The organism is Cupriavidus sp. H19C3, assembly GCF_049393815.1.
Classification (GTDB): domain Bacteria; phylum Pseudomonadota; class Gammaproteobacteria; order Burkholderiales; family Burkholderiaceae; genus Cupriavidus.
In genome coordinates this window covers 1,148,227-1,162,718 of record NZ_CP184986.1, presented here as the reverse complement: position 1 = coordinate 1,162,718, position 14,492 = coordinate 1,148,227, and the positions used below count along the sequence as shown (strand labels likewise).

Below are 14,492 nucleotides of genomic sequence, written 5' to 3'. Positions count from 1 at the left end.
GGGGCAGGCTCAGGGGCAGGCTCAGGTGGTCAGGCTCATGGTGGGGCGCTTGCCGGCCAGCGCCTCCGCCACGCTGTCCAGCACCATGCGGGCCATGGCCGCGCGCGTCTCCCACGTGGCGCTGGCGCGGTGGGCCTGCAAGGTGGTGCGGTCGGACTGGCGCAGCGTCAGCGGCACGCGCGGCTCGTCGACAAAGACATCGAGCCCCGCGCCGGCGATGCTGCCGGCCGCAATCGCCTGCGCGAGATCCGCTTCGTTGACCAGGCGGCCGCGTGCCACGTTGACGAGAAAGCCGCGTGGGCCCAGCGCATCGAGTACCGCGGCATTGACAATGCCTTCGGCCTTGTCCGCGGCCGCGCATAGCACCAGCGCATCGCTGTCGCGCGCCAGTTCGGTCAGATCGGCCACGAAGGGGTACGGCACATCATCCATCGCGCGCAGGTCCGTATAACGGATCGGGCAGCCAAACGCCGCCGCACGCGTGGCCACCGCGCGTCCCACGCGGCCCATGCCGACGATACCGACGCGCATGCCGCTGAACCGGCGTGCGAGCGGAATCGCGGACGGTGAGGGATGCAGTTCCCACTGGCCGTCGCGGACGAAGCGGTCGCCCGCGCAGATATTGCGGCAGGCCGCGATCAGCAGGCCGATGGCCAGGTCGGCCACGTCCTCGGTCAATGCGCCCAGCGTGGCCGTGACGGGCAGGCCGCGCGCACGGCAATAGGCGAGGTCCACGGCATCGGTGCCGACGCCGTTGACGGCCACCACCTTCAGCGCCGGCAGTTGTTCCAGCATCGCGCGGGAAATCCCGGTGTGGCCACCGGTCACGACGGCTTGCATCGATGCGCCATGCTGCTGCAACCACGCGGCCTGGTCGGCTATTTCGAAAAACTTGTGCACCTGGTAGCGCTCGGCAAGCTCCTGGTTGGCGGCGGGAATCAGGATGGGATTCAGTTGCAGGATGTTGGGCTTCATGTGCGGTGGTGAGGTCCGGCGTGAGAGTGGATGCATCGTAGGCAATAGTTGATTGTTGACGCAATCTTGATATATAAAATCAACATAATTTGAGGCGAATGCATGACCCATGTCGGGAAAGCAGGGGGAAAAGCAGGTGGGGAAAACGATGGGTTCCTGGATATCGATGGACGAGGCGTGCAAGCGTCTGAAGGTGCGGCCGCAGACGGTCTATGCGTATGTCAGCCGCGGCAAGATCGAAGTGACGTCCGATCCGGCGGACACGCGCCGCAGCCTGTACCGGGCCGAGGACATCGCGACGTTGGCGCGGCGCAAGCAGGCCGGCCGCAAGTTCGAGACGCTGGCCACCAACACGCTGTTTGGCGCGGAGCCCAGCATTCCCACCGCGATTTCCACCTTCGTGCGGGAGCGTTTGTATTTCCGTGGACAGGATGCGGTGGCGCTGGCCCGATCGGCGACCCTGGAGGAGGCCGCGCATCTGCTGTGGGATGCGGAGCAGCCCGTCGATTTTTCCTCTTCGGCGCGGGTGGGCCAGCCCGGCCGCGTGGCCGCGTTCAAGGCGCTCGCCGAACTGGCGGCCACCGGCCATTCCACCCACGGGCGCATGGCGCGCGTGCTCCATGGGGAGAGCCAGACACTGGTGGGATTACTGGCGAACGCCTTCGGCGCGCAACCGGGTCAGTTGCCGCTGCATATGCGGCTGACACGCGGCTGGAAGCAACCCGCGCAAACGGGCGAGCTGTTGCGCACGGCGATGGTGCTGCTGCTCGATCATGAGCTGACGAGCTCCGCGTTTGCGGCACGCATCGCGGCATCCAATGGCGCCTCGCTGCCCGCCTGCCTGCTGTCCGGCCTCACCACGCTGTCGGGGCCGTTGCACGGCGATGCGTCGGGACGGGTGCGGGCGCTCTTCAGCGAGGTGGAGCGATGCGGCGAGGACGACATCGTTGCGCACTACCTGTCGACCGGGCTGCCGCTGCCCGGGTTCGGCCACCACCTCTATCCGGAGGGCGACCCGCGCGCCATGGCGCTGCTGGCATTGTTCGACCCGCCGCCGGTGATCGCGCGCTTTATCGACAAGGCCACGCACCTGACCGGGCTGCATCCCAATATCGATGTCGCGCTGGCCGCCCTCGTCACGCACTGCGGCCTGCCCGACGACGCCGCATTCGCCATGTTCGCCACGGCGCGCAGCGTGGGGCTGCTTGCGCATAGCCTGGAACAGCTTGCGGTCGGGCAGGTCATCCGTCCGCGCGGGCGTTATGTAGGCCCCGCCATCGACCTGCAACGGTAGGGCCTTGGGCGGGTGCAGCGATGGCGACGACGGCGGTCAGGAACGCTCGCCGCGCGCCGACGTCATCGCTTCGAACACGCCATCGCGCCGGATCCAGGCATGGAACAGCGCCGCGGCGAGGTGCACGAGGATCAGCGCGAAAAAGCAGAACGCCAGCGTACGGTGCGCATTCCAGAGTACGCTATGCAAGGTCGCGTCCGGTGCCACGATGGGCGGCAGGCGCATGCCCGCGACCATCACCGGGTAGTCCGCCGCCGACAGCATCGACCATCCCAGCAGCGGCATCGCGATCATCAGGGCATAGAACGCGTAATGCGACAGCCTGGCCGCCAGCTTCATCGGCGCGGGCATGCTCGCCGGCAGCGGTGGTGTACCGCTATGCCACCGCACATAAAGCCGGATCAGCGCCAGCAGCAGGATGGCAATGCCAAGCGGCTTGTGGATATCGACCAGCGTCAGGTACTTGGGGGTGACGGTGGACACCATGCCGACGCCGATAAACAGCATGGCAAGGATGCAGAGCGCCATGATCCAATGCAGCGCGCGCTGCCACGGCGTGAAGTGGGAACGGACCTGGCTCATGGCTGCTCCTGCGGGGTATGCGGATAGTCTTTCTCTTCGGCGGTACGGCGGTTGTAGGACACCGAGTACGCAGCCGAGCGGGCAGCGGGGAAGGGATCGTCCGAGGTGCGCATGCCTGACGGCAGCACGGTCGGGTCGAAGTTGAGATCGCGGCATGGGCCGTCGGGTTCCGGCTCGATCCTGCTGACCACGAGCTTGCCGACTTCGACCTTGCGGCGATCGTCGGGCCAAGCCTGGCTGGGATCGGCGGTGGGATCCCCGGGCTGGGCCACCGTCATCACCAGCGTCCACGTCTGCGGGGCGCTGGCCACCCGTTGGGTGATCTCCTCGAACAGGAAATTGGGGGCGCGCGTCTTGAGCGCTTCCGGGGCAATCGGCACCGGCGTCGCGGTGGGGATGAATGACCAGCGCACGGTACTGTCCTGGCCTTGCGCATTGGTCAGAACAGAGCTGTTGAGGCTGTTGTAGCGATCTTCGGCGTAGGACTCGGTAAACGGCGCGCTGCTGGCCCAGGCCCCGAACGCAGCCACCGACGGATGGGTGGCCGCGAATCGCTTGAGTACCGACGGATCGCCCTTGTTGGCACTGGCCAGTTGCAACGCATAGAAGTCGTCCGGCCGCGCCACCGGAAAGAACGGCGGGTCGATCATGGCGGTACGCCATTCGTCCCCGTCCGGCGTCTGGATGCGCAGGCCCAGGCCGCGCACCCGACCGGCGCTATCCGCCATGGTCGGCACGGGCCCGGCCAGGTTGAAGCGTCCGGTCACCGGATAAGACCCGGTCTGAAACACGGTCGCGCGCGACAGGCTGGTGCCGGCCCCGTTGGACTCGAACGTACCCGTAAAGCAGATGCCCTTGGCATGATTGCGCCGGTAGCCTTTTACCGCCCCGCCGGGCGGGGCCAGCGAATCGACGATTTTGGCGGGGGTCAGGCGTGCTGGCGACAGCCAGCCTCCGGTATAGGCGAATGCGACCGCAATGACGGCTACGCACAGGCCGATGGCGGCAAGGCGGGGCGCATGGGAAGCCGTGGACGACGGCGTCTTCTGTGTATTGTTCATCACACTCTCGGCAGGGTCGGTACAGTCTTGCGGGGGCGGACGTGTGCCATGGCGATGGTCCGTACAAACCCCAACATTCTAGGACATGCGTCCGCCCGCGGCATCGCCAGATGCAAGGAGGCGCGTGCAGTACCGGTGTCTGACGAAATGACAGTGCGAATTTCGCTGCGCGGAATCATTCGCTCTTTTTATTTGGAAACTGCCGGGATTTGATTAAAGTCGCTTTGCCTTTATTTTGATGGATCTGGAAATTCTGACGCACGGAAGATAATCGAGGTAAAGGTATAGGTATAGGTAAAGATATAGGTAAAGATATAGGTAAAGGTATAGGTAATCGATATTTCGTCCCGCGAAATATAAACAACGCTCAATAAAACCATGGGAGACATCATGAGGAGCCGTACATTTATCGGAATCGCGTGCGCGAGCCTGCTGGCGCTAGGCGGCTGCGGCGGTGGCGACGACACTGTCGCGCAACAACCGGCCGCACCTGGTGGCGGTTCATCGCAGCCCGATCCGCCGGTGGTGCAGCCGGAAGAGGTTCGCGCACAGGATAGTCGTGTGTTCACTGTCAACGAGGCATCGCTGCCCTTTGCCGCACTGGCTGCCACACCCGATACCGACCGCTGGTGGGGCGTGCTTGAGGGCGCGGGTTATCGCATCGAAGTCCCGCGCAACTGGAATGGCATGCTGGTGATGTACGCGCATGGCTATGCCGGCACGGGCGCGGCGCTCACGGGTGCCAGCCCGACCATTCGGGCGCATCTGGTCGCACAGGGGTATGCGTGGGCGGCGTCGAGCTTTTCCCGCAACTACTATGACGTGCGCGCGGGCGTCGAGGACACCAATGCCCTGGCCCTGGCGTTTGTCGATATCGCGCGCCAGAATGGCCGCGTGCTGTCCGCGCCGTCCAGGACCTATATCGTCGGCACCTCGATGGGCGGGCACGTTGCGGCGGCCGCGGTCGATGCGGAAACGCTGGAGACCGCCAATCACAAGGTCAGGTACAACGGCGCCGTGCCGATGTGCGGCGTGCTCGGTGATACGGAGCTCTACGATTATTTCGGGGCATACCAGATCGCGGCACAACAGCTGGCTGGACTGCCCGTGACGAGCTGGCCCGCGGCCAACTGGGCGCAGATCGCGCCGACGGTCCAGGCCGCGCTGTTCACGAGCTTTCCGACCGCGACGACGCCGCAAGGCGACAAGCTCAAGGCCATCGTCAAGCATCTCACCGGCGGCGAGCGCCCGATGTTCGACGAAGGCTTTGCGGGCAGCATGACGGCGACCGCATGGGGCACGTTTGGTCGCGACGGTACCATCAACGGGATCCTCAACCGGGACGGCTACGATACGCGCCACATCGTCTATCAGTTCGACAGCGACCCTGCGCTGTCGCCGGTGGAACAGGTCTTCAACGATGCGGCCTATCGGCTGACGCCCGACCCCGAGGCCAATCGTCTGCGCCGCGACGGCTTGCGCTGGTTCCCCAAGACCAATGCCCGCATCGGCGTTCCGGTGGTCACCCTGCACACGCTCGGCGACATGTACGTGCCGTTCAGCATGGAGCAGATCTACAAGCGCCGCGCGCTGGCGGCCGGGACGTCGCAGTGGCTGGTGCAACGTGCCATTCGCGGCGTCAGCCATTGCGACTTCACCGACGCGGAGCAGGTGGATGCGTTCCAGGCCATGGTCAACTGGGAGCAGAACGGCATCAAGCCCGACGGCGACGATGTCCTCGACGCGGCGGCCGTCGCCCAGCCGACTTTCGGCTGCCGGTTCTCGAGTACGCCGCGCACAGGCACCTGCCCGGCCATCTGAGCCATGGTGCCGCCGGGTGGTGCCAATGGCAGTCGTCACCCGGCGTCGGCCTCAAACTTCGCCGCGGCGAGACCGATGATGGCATTGGAGGGGCTGCGCTTGCAGGCCGGCCCGGGTTGGCGGTGACGCCACCGCGCAGGTCCGGCGCAGGTCCGGCGTTGTCCGGCGCCGGACGCCGACGCAGCGCAGGCACGCTCGTGGCTAGCGTCCCTTCCACACCGGCGGGCGCCGGTTCACGAACGCATCGACCCCTTCGCGAAAGTCCTCGCTGGCGTAGCAGTCCCGCACCAGATCGTCGGTGTCCGCCACCGCCGCCACGGTCTGGCGGCGCAGGGCTTCCTTGGCCACGCGCTGCGTGACCGGGGCCAGCGCCCCAAGCTGGTCGCACAAGGCGGCCACCTGCGCGTCGAGGGCTTCCGGTTCGTACACGCCATGCAGAAAACCGCAGGCCAGCGCCGTGCCGGCATCGAGAATCTGCGCCAGCAACAGCATGCGCCGGACCGGTTGCAGGCCCCAGGCGGCGCGCAGCTTGGCCAGGTTCTCGGCCGACAGCGTATTGCCGAGCGTTTTGGCGATCGGCACCCCGAAGCGGGCCCTGGGCGTGGCGATGCGAAAGTCGCAGGCGGTGGCGATGGCCAGGCCACCGCCGACGGCCCAGCCATCCACCACGGCCACGGTCGGCATCGGCAACTGTTCGAGCAGCCGGATGCCTTCATCGATACGTGCCTCGTAGGCAATGCCATCGTCGCCGCCCGCGAACTGCTGAAACTGCGCGATGTCGCTGCCGGCGACAAAGGCTTCCCCGCCGGCGCCACGCACCACCACTACCCGCGGGAGGTCGGGGAGGGCGGACGGGTCGGCGGCTGCGGCCCCCAGCGCGCGGCAATGCGCGGCAAGTTGCTCGTACATGCCCCATGTCATCGCGTTGCGTGCCGCCGGGCGGTCGATCGTGATAAAGGCGACCGCCCCTTGCCGCGAGAGGACGACTTGTCCTGGTGCCGATGGTTCTGTCATTCGCCAAATGCGCCGGCATGGGCCAGCGACTCCTGTTCGTCTTTCGAGAGTCCGAGTTCGTCCAGTACCTCGCCGGTATGCTCGCCCAGCAGCGGCGGGTGTCGCCGTACCTGTTGCGGGGTACCGCCCATTTTGACGGCGAAGCCGATGTTCGGCACCTTGCCTTCGATCGGGTGATCGATCTCGATGCGCATCTGACGGTGCCGGCCGTGCTCGCTGTCGAAAGCCTGAGGATACGTCAGGATCGGCCCGGCCGGAATGCCGGCCTCCAGCAGGCGTTCGATCCAGCGGTCGCAGGTATCCGCGGCAAAGCTCTGCTCGAGCGCCGAGATCAGTTCGTCGCGGTTGGCCAGGCGCAGGGCCACGGTGCTGAAGCGCTCGTCGTCGAGCAGGTCCGGCCGCGCGAGCGTGTTGCACAGCAGCTGCCAGAGCTTCTGGTTGGTCGCGCCCATCACGAAGTAGCCGTCGGCTGCCTTGACCGCCTGATAGGGCGCGCTCATGCGATTGGAGGTGCCCAGCGGCTCGGGCTCGCGCCCGGTGCCCCAGTATTCCGAAGTGTCCCAGATCGAGAACGCGAGCGCGGAGTCGAACAGCGACGCATCGACGTACTGGCCCTTGCCGGTTGCCTTGGCACCGATATAGGCCGACAGCATGCCGTAGGTTGCAAACAGCGCGCAGCCGATATCGGCGACCGGGACCCCGGCTTTCACCGGCGCGCCGCCTGGATAGCCGGTCACGCTCATCACGCCCGACATGGCCTGGGCCATCAGGTCGAAACCCGGGCGCGTGGCCCATGGGCCGGACTGGCCAAAGCCGGAGATGCTGCAATAGACCAGCTTCGGGTTGATCTCCCGCAGCGTGTCGTAGTCGATCCCCAGCCGCTTCATCACGCCCGGGCGATAGTTCTCGACGAGGATGTCCGCGGTCTTTACCAGCCGCAGGAACACCTCGCGCGCCGCATCCGTCTTGAGATCGAGCGTGATGCTGCGCTTGTTGCGATTCATATTGAGAAAGCCCATGCTGTCCGGGCCCTTCATCTTGAACCCCATCGCGCCACGGGTCTGGTCGCCGCCCTTGGGCGGCTCGATCTTGATCACGTCGGCGCCGAGGTCGGCCAGCAGCATGCAGGCGTAGGGTCCCGCCATGACCTGGGTCACATCCAGGACGCGTACGCCAGCCAGAGGCAAAGGGGTGGCACTGCGCTGTGCCTGGGAGTCGCGCGCTTCGCTCATTGTCTTGTCCTGCGGGAGTATCGGATCGCTGTGGTGGTTGGCGCCCTGGTGTCCGGCGCCAGGATGGTCGCGGGGGTCAGCCTTCCGCCTTCACGTTGGCATCCTTCACGACCTTGCCCCATTTGGTGGACTCCGAGGCGATAAAGTCGCCGAACTGCTGGCTGGAGCCACCGGAATCTTCCGCGCCAAAGCCCTTGAGGCGTTCGACCACATCGGGCATCGCCAGCACGCGGTTGACGTCGGCGTTCATGCGCTGCACCAGCGCGGGCGACATGCCCTTGGGGCCGACCAGACCATACCAGGAGGCCGCGTCGAGCCCCGGGAAGCCCGATTCCGCCAGCGTCGGCACGTTCGGGTATGCCACCGCGCGCTTCAGGCGCGTTTGCGCGATGGCGATGACCTTGTCCTGCTGGATAAACGGCGTGGCCGCGGTCATGGTGTCGAACGCGTAGTCGATCTGTCCGCCCAGCAGGTCGGCCACGAGCGGACCCGATCCCTTGTAGGGCACGTGCACCACGTCGATCCTGGCCTGCATGCGGAACAGTTCGAGCGCCAGATGCTGCGAGGAGCCGATGCCCGACGAGCCGAACGAGATCTTGCCCGGGCGCTGGCGGCACAGCGCCACCACGTCCGCGACCGTCCTGACCTTCTGCTCGGCGCGGCAGGTCAGCATATTGGGCGTGACGCCGACCATCGCGATGGGCGAGAAGTCCGCGCGCGGGTTGTACTTGACGTCGAGCATCGCCGGGGCGATGGCATGGCTGTTGACGTGCGCCATCAGCAGGGTGGTGCCGTCGGGCGGCTGCTTGGCGACGTAGGCGGCAGCGATCGAGCCCGAGGCGCCCGGCTTGTTCTCGACCACCACGCTGGTGTTCCACATCTGGGTGAGCTTGTTGCCGAGCACGCGGGCCAGCACGTCGGTGCCGCCGCCGGGCGCAAAGCCGACCAGGATCCGGACCGGGCCCGCCATCTCGGCAGCGCGTAGCAGGCCCGGCATCGCCAGCCCGGCTACCGCACCCAGCATAAAGTGTCTGCGTTGCATCATTGTCTCCGTAGTCCTTGTTATGGAGACCATGATGTGCAAAGCGCCTGTGGAAGGCTATCGCTGTTTGGGTAAGTCTGGTTTCGCCTTTTGCGCAAGCACCCGCAGAACCGCGTGGGCGGCCGAGGACAGCTCGCCGTGCGGGCGGTGGCACAGGACGAAGCGCCGCTCCGCCCACGGCTCGCCGATCGCGATGCGAACGTAGCGGGAGCCCGCCGCCACCTTCCTGGCGATCGCCTCCGGCATGACGCCCGCGCCCAGATTCTCGGCGACCAGCGCCGCGATGCTGTCGAAGCCCTCGACCCGCATGCGCATGCGCAACGTCCGTCCGGCTTCGGCCGCCAGCCGCTCCAGCATGATGGAGATGGCCGAACTCGCACTGAGCGCGATCAGGTCGCAGTCGAACACGTCCTCCAGCGCTACCTGCTTGCGGCGCGCCAAGGCATGGTTGCCGGCCACCACCAGCACGAGCCGGTCCGACCGGTAAGGCGCCGTCGGCAGATCGACCACGCCCAGGCCACCGTCGTAGATGCCCAGGTCGGCCATGCCACGGCGCAGCGATTGCTGGACCTCTTCGCTGTTCATTTCCTGCAGATCGATGCGAATGCCCGGACATTCGGCCGCGCAGCGCTGGATATCCGCCGGCAGAAACTGGATGACCGCGGACTTGGGCGCGGCAATCCGGACCACGCCCAGCACGCCGCCGACATACGAGGCCGCATCGTCCTGCATGCGCTGCACGGTGTGGCTGATGCCGCGCGCGTGCGCCAGCAGCGCGCCGCCGGCCTCGGTGACCGCCATGCCATGCGGCAGCCGCTCGAACAGCGAGACCCCCAGCTGCGATTCCAGTTCCAGTATGCGCCGCGATGCCGCCGCCGGCGCCAGATGCAGGCGCTCCGCGCCGCGCGTAATGCTGCCCATGTCGGCCACGGCAATAAAGAGTTGCACCGTGGTCAGGTCGAAATGAAGCCGCGAGGCGCGTTGGTTCGATGACATCGCAATGGGTGACGTGCGCGTGAGAGGGATATCGTCCAGGATCGGAAGCCGCGCAATTTTACCGCGCGTCTTCAGTCAGGCCAGGGCAATGACTCCCATGAGGACTCCCATGAGCGCCTGGGGCGCCGGGCGCTCGCTCAGAGCGTGAATTGCCCATGTGCTTCGGGCTGGTAGGTGATCTCCTTGACCGCGATCTGTTGGGCGCGGCCGTCCGGTTGCTGGAACTGCACGGTCTGACCCGCATGCACGCCCAGCAGCGAGCTGCCGGCGGGTGACAGCACCGAGATGCAGCCGGCATCGTAGTCGGCGGCGTCGGGATAGACGAGGGTCCACTCGCGCGGCGCGGCCTCGCCTTCCAGCAGGCAGGTGAAGCGCGAATTCATGGTGACGATATCGCGGGGAATCTCGCGCGGTTCGACGATGGTGGCGCGCGCCAGCAGGTCGTCGAGCAGTTCGAGCATATGAGGAACGCCGCCACGGCTGGCGAGGCGTTCCAGGCGGGTAACGTCCAGCTCCGTCAGATAGAGCGTGGGTGCGGTCGGGGTGGTCGACATGGGTATCTCCTGCGGACAAGCGCATGGCGCCGCGCGCGGACATCGAGGTCCGGCGTTGCAAAGACTCAAGATAAGCGGCCGGCATTTCGGCGCGGAACTGCCGGGAAGAACTGCCGTAAAGAATTACCGGGAAGAATTACCGGGAAGATTGCTGACGAGTGCCCGGTCCGGTCTGCACCCCTAGGCGGGGCCAATCATGTCCGGGACCGGGCTGGGGCAAGCGGAGCCTTGACCCGCAGGCGTGCGGCAGCCTCGGCACGGCCGCATGCCGCCCACGTTCGCACAAGGCGAGCGGCGGAGTTCGGCAGCGGTTGGCGAGCGCACATGAGCGAATGGCGGTGATGGAAACAGGGTAGCGGCCATGCTAGCACAGTCGGCGCACCGGTATCGCAACGCGCGCCAAGCGTGGTTCGCGGCATATCAAGAAAAGTGATTGCAGATATCTTGATAATTCAGTTCACGCGATAGCGGATTGGCCATAGCCTTGAGCCATCGGCAAGAAAAAACTTTACCAAGGAGAAGACAGGATGAAGCGCACGACCCGAGTTCTGACATGGCTGTCCCCCGTCGCGATGCTGCTGGCCACAGCGGTCACCGCGGTCACGCCAGCCACGGCGCAGACGCGGATGCCCTTGCAGACCATCGATTTTCCGGCGGGCTACCAGACCGTGGCCGTGATCGCCGAACTCGAGCCGGGGCAATGCACGGCGCGCCATGCGCATCCCGGTATCGAGAGCGCCTATGTACTCGAGGGCGAGGCGGTGGCCAAGTTCGACGGCAAGCCGGATCTGCCGCTCGGCGCGGGCAAGCCGCTGCACTTCGGGCCGGAGGAAATGCATGTCGTCTGTAACACCGGCACGGGGCGGTTCAAGGCCATCGCCCACTATGTTGTTCGCAAGGACAAGCCACTGGTACTGCGTGCGCCTTGATATCAGGGCGGTGACTGCTGGATGCCGCCGCCTGCGCGACGCGTGCGGCGGCAATGGTTGTTCGGCTTTTCAAAAGGAGAAGTGTCAATGTTGAGGCATACCAAGGTGGCGGTGACGTCGGTCGCGATGTCGCTCCTGTTTCTGCTGGACGGTGCGGCGCATGCACATGCGGGCGCCGGGCTGCCGGACCCCGCCAGGGCCGGTGTGGCCGACAAGCTGTACCGCGTGGACTGCGGCCGCTCGGTGGCTAACGACGAGTCGGTGTGGACGCCGGGGCAGAACGTCGGCAAGCGCATCGAGTTCTCCTCGACCTGCTGGCTGGTGAAGCATGGCAACCAATGGTTGCTGTGGGATACCGGTGTCCCCGAGTCGGCCCACAACGACCCCAAGGGCTGGTCGACGCTGCCGAGACTGATCGTCTATCACCTGGACAAGACCCTGACCGGGCAGCTTGGCGAACTCGGCCTCAAGCCGGACGATATCGGTCGCGTGGCGCTTTCCCATACCCATGGCGACCATATCGGCAATGTGAGCCTTTTCCCGCATGCCAGGATTCTGATGCAGCGCGCCGAGTATCAATGGATCCATTCTCCCGACGGCAAGAACGAGAACGTCAACCAGCTCATGGCGCTAGCGCGCAAGCTCATGGGTACGCCCAAGGGCCTGCAGCTCGTGGATGGCGATACCGATGTCTTTGGTGACGGCAGCGTGACGCTGGTGGCCACGCCGGGACACACCCCGGGCAGCCAGTCGCTGCTCGTGCATCTCAAGCACACCGGTTATGTCATCCTGTCCGGCGACGTCGCCCACCTGGAAGAGAACTTCGAGAACGGCATCGTGCCGTCCCTGAATACGGACAGCACGGCGTCGGTGCAGTCGATGGAGAAGGTCAGGCAACTGATGAAGACCTACAAGGCCATCTTCTTTATCAATCATGACAAGCATCAGACCGACGCGCTGAAGCTGCTCCCCGCGTACTACGATTGAACCGTGCCTGCCCGGGCCCCAGCTGGCCTGGGCGGCGCGCCAGCGTGATCGAGTCGTGCAGACGCGGCATTCCCCCTCGCCGCGCCCTCCGTCCGATCCGGGCCCGGCTCACACCGCCTGCGCCTCGCCTTGCGTCCGCAGCACCTTGACCAGTCGCTCGCCATGCATCTGCGCATAGTCGTGGGCAAGCTTCTCGGCCTCGGCCGTATCGCCCTGCAGGATGGCTGCCGCCATATGCTCGTGCTCGGCATAGATGGCGTCGGAGTACGCCATCAGTTTGGTCGTCATGAGGATGTACAGCATGACCGGATCGCTGATCAGCCCGTACTGGACGATCAGTCGGCGATGGCCGGACAGCGCAACCACAGTCTTGTGAAAGGCAAGGTCGGCCTCGGCGATGCGGCGCCGGTCCATATCCGCGATCGCGGCTTTGAGCTCCGCCAATGCCGCGCGCAGGCGCTGGCGCCCGGCATCGTCAATATTGGCGGCAGCCAGGCGTGCCGCCATGCCTTCCAGATTGCTGCGCAGCGTATAGAGCTCCCACGCGTCTTCCGCGGAAAGCGAGACGACTTCCCATCCGGTATAGGCGTGCTGGATCAGGAGACCTTCACTCGCCAGCCGTTGCATGCCCGCGCGAACCGTCGAGCGTGACAGGCCGATCTGCCTGGCGAGCGCAATCTCGGTAAGTCGGGAGCCAGGCGCGAGGTCGCCGGAGAAAATGGCGTCCCGGATCCAGTCCGCGGCCTGCCGGTCCAGACTGCGTTTGTCGATTTCGATGCGAGTACTCATATTGGCGTAGCCGCGGACGGGCGCGCCGCCGGAAGGGGAGGCGGGGGCCGCGTCTGCTGCCGAAACGGGGTCGGATGCCTGGCATGATACCGCTCCTGCCGGCATTGATAATGGTGAGGCGTTAACGAATAGCCGCTGCACGACCCACGGCGTGCCTTCCCCAAGAATGCCCGCGCCTGGTCGGTCCTGACCGGATGCAACGCGAAAGGCAAAAGAAGCAGGGAACCAGGAAACGCAACCCTAGAGTCGTCCCGCCGCGCGCCGCACCTCGTAGGCCTGCAGGCCGAGCCAGCACAACCGGTGGACGGTGTCGTCGAGCCCATGCGCACGGATGCGGGCGAGCATATATCCGACGATGTGTTCGCCCTCGATCGCCGACTTCCGCTCCAGGTCACGCAGAATCGACGGGACATAGGCCGATGCCCGGTTGGCGAACAACTGGCGATATTCGGCCAGGAACGCGTCGCTCATCGGATAGCCTTCGCGCGCGGCCACCTCGGCGTGGAGCGCGAGCACATGTTGGAAGAGCTCGGTGCCGCCCGGCACCTGGGCGATTTCACCGACGCTGGCGCGCAGGAGCGTCGTGACGGTAGCCACCGTCGCCAGATGGACGAACTTCTCCCAGAGGTTATGCATGATGTCGGGCACGGCACTCGCGACCACGCTCCGGGCCGGAAAGGCCCGCTGCAACGCCAGCACCCGCTCGCTCGTCACGCCCGACTGTTCGCCAAACTTGATATAGCACCAGTCGTTCAGATGGTCGACCGTGCCGTCCGGGCCGAGCGTGACGATGATCTTCGCCAGGCCGCCGAGCACCCGCCCGGCACCGAACGTTGCGTTGAGCTTGTCGAGATGGGCAAGGCCATTGAGCAGCGGCAACACCGCGGTATCGGGGCCCACCGCCGGGCGAATCGCCTCGATGGCGGCGTCCAGGTCATAGGCCTTGCTGGTCAGCAGCACGATGTCCCATTGGCCCGCCAGTTCCGCCTGCGTCACGGTCTTTACCGGCGCATGGTAATCGCCGTACTGGCTGCGGATATGCAAGCCGTCGCGTTCGAGTACGGCACGCCGGCCGGCGCGCACGAGAAAGGTCACGTCTGCCCCTTGCTCGGCCAGCCGGCCCCCATAGTAGCCGCCGATCGCGCCGGCGCCCAGAACCAGAATTCGCATGATGTCTCCATGAAGTGAGTGCGCCCGGCACATGAACCCCGGGCGC

The 14,492-nt window shown here is 65.9% G+C and carries 14 protein-coding genes; 4 read left to right on the top strand and 10 right to left on the bottom strand.

Annotated features, from left to right (window positions below; translation table 11 throughout):
• Positions 1–21: 21 nt before the first annotated feature.
• The gene (locus DFLDMN_RS24810; protein WP_423200424.1) at positions 22–975 is read right to left on the bottom strand and encodes a 2-hydroxyacid dehydrogenase; all 954 of its coding nucleotides are present in this window, start codon (positions 973–975) and stop codon (positions 22–24) included.
• A 148-nt stretch (positions 976–1,123) separates the two neighbouring features.
• Between DFLDMN_RS24810 and DFLDMN_RS24805 the strand changes: the two genes are divergently transcribed.
• Complete coding sequence (locus DFLDMN_RS24805; RefSeq protein ID WP_423200423.1) at positions 1,124–2,269, top strand: citrate synthase family protein; 1,146 nt, start codon at positions 1,124–1,126, stop codon at positions 2,267–2,269.
• A 36-nt stretch (positions 2,270–2,305) separates the two neighbouring features.
• Here the strand turns inward: DFLDMN_RS24805 and DFLDMN_RS24800 are convergent, their stop codons facing one another.
• Positions 2,306–2,851 carry a cytochrome b gene (locus tag DFLDMN_RS24800; RefSeq protein ID WP_423200422.1) on the bottom strand — a complete coding sequence of 182 codons (546 nt, stop codon included), beginning with the start codon at positions 2,849–2,851 and terminating at the stop codon, positions 2,306–2,308.
• Positions 2,848–3,912: a catalase family peroxidase gene (locus DFLDMN_RS24795; protein WP_423200421.1), complete on the bottom strand. Its 1,065-nt coding sequence runs from the start codon at positions 3,910–3,912 to the stop codon at positions 2,848–2,850. The genes DFLDMN_RS24800 and DFLDMN_RS24795 overlap by 4 nt, the downstream gene beginning before the upstream one ends.
• 390 nt (positions 3,913–4,302) lie before the next feature.
• Between DFLDMN_RS24795 and DFLDMN_RS24790 the strand changes: the two genes are divergently transcribed.
• Positions 4,303–5,733 carry an alpha/beta hydrolase family protein gene (locus tag DFLDMN_RS24790; protein ID WP_423200420.1) on the top strand — a complete coding sequence of 477 codons (1,431 nt, stop codon included), beginning with the start codon at positions 4,303–4,305 and terminating at the stop codon, positions 5,731–5,733.
• 201 nt (positions 5,734–5,934) lie between these two features.
• Here the strand turns inward: DFLDMN_RS24790 and DFLDMN_RS24785 are convergent, their stop codons facing one another.
• The 5 genes from DFLDMN_RS24785 to rnk form a co-directional block, all read right to left on the bottom strand.
• Entirely contained in the window at positions 5,935–6,747 is an 813-nt protein-coding gene (locus DFLDMN_RS24785) for an enoyl-CoA hydratase/isomerase family protein (protein ID WP_423200419.1), read from the bottom strand.
• Positions 6,744–7,979, bottom strand: a complete 1,236-nt coding sequence (locus tag DFLDMN_RS24780) for a CaiB/BaiF CoA transferase family protein (protein WP_423200418.1) — start codon at positions 7,977–7,979, stop codon at positions 6,744–6,746. The genes DFLDMN_RS24785 and DFLDMN_RS24780 overlap by 4 nt, the downstream gene beginning before the upstream one ends.
• A 76-nt stretch (positions 7,980–8,055) precedes the next feature.
• Positions 8,056–9,021: a Bug family tripartite tricarboxylate transporter substrate binding protein gene (locus DFLDMN_RS24775; RefSeq protein ID WP_423200557.1), complete on the bottom strand. Its 966-nt coding sequence runs from the start codon at positions 9,019–9,021 to the stop codon at positions 8,056–8,058.
• Between the two features lie 57 nt (positions 9,022–9,078).
• Complete coding sequence (locus tag DFLDMN_RS24770) at positions 9,079–10,017, bottom strand: LysR family transcriptional regulator (protein WP_423200417.1); 939 nt, start codon at positions 10,015–10,017, stop codon at positions 9,079–9,081.
• Positions 10,018–10,154: 137 nt separating this feature from the next.
• Complete coding sequence (rnk, locus tag DFLDMN_RS24765; RefSeq protein ID WP_423200416.1) at positions 10,155–10,571, bottom strand: nucleoside diphosphate kinase regulator; 417 nt, start codon at positions 10,569–10,571, stop codon at positions 10,155–10,157.
• Between the two features lie 527 nt (positions 10,572–11,098).
• Between rnk and DFLDMN_RS24760 the strand changes: the two genes are divergently transcribed.
• Both DFLDMN_RS24760 and DFLDMN_RS24755 read left to right on the top strand, forming a co-directional pair.
• On the top strand, positions 11,099–11,500 hold the full coding sequence (locus DFLDMN_RS24760; protein WP_423200415.1) for a cupin domain-containing protein: 402 nt from the start codon (positions 11,099–11,101) through the stop codon (positions 11,498–11,500).
• 87 nt (positions 11,501–11,587) lie between these two features.
• Entirely contained in the window at positions 11,588–12,487 is a 900-nt protein-coding gene (locus DFLDMN_RS24755; protein WP_423200414.1) for an N-acyl homoserine lactonase family protein, read from the top strand.
• Between the two features lie 108 nt (positions 12,488–12,595).
• Here DFLDMN_RS24755 and DFLDMN_RS24750 read toward each other — a convergent pair whose 3' ends face one another.
• Both DFLDMN_RS24750 and DFLDMN_RS24745 read right to left on the bottom strand, forming a co-directional pair.
• On the bottom strand, positions 12,596–13,276 hold the full coding sequence (locus DFLDMN_RS24750) for a GntR family transcriptional regulator (RefSeq protein ID WP_423200413.1): 681 nt from the start codon (positions 13,274–13,276) through the stop codon (positions 12,596–12,598).
• A gap of 240 nt (positions 13,277–13,516) precedes the next feature.
• Positions 13,517–14,446, bottom strand: a complete 930-nt coding sequence (locus tag DFLDMN_RS24745; protein ID WP_423200412.1) for a 2-dehydropantoate 2-reductase — start codon at positions 14,444–14,446, stop codon at positions 13,517–13,519.
• Positions 14,447–14,492 lie beyond the last annotated feature (46 nt).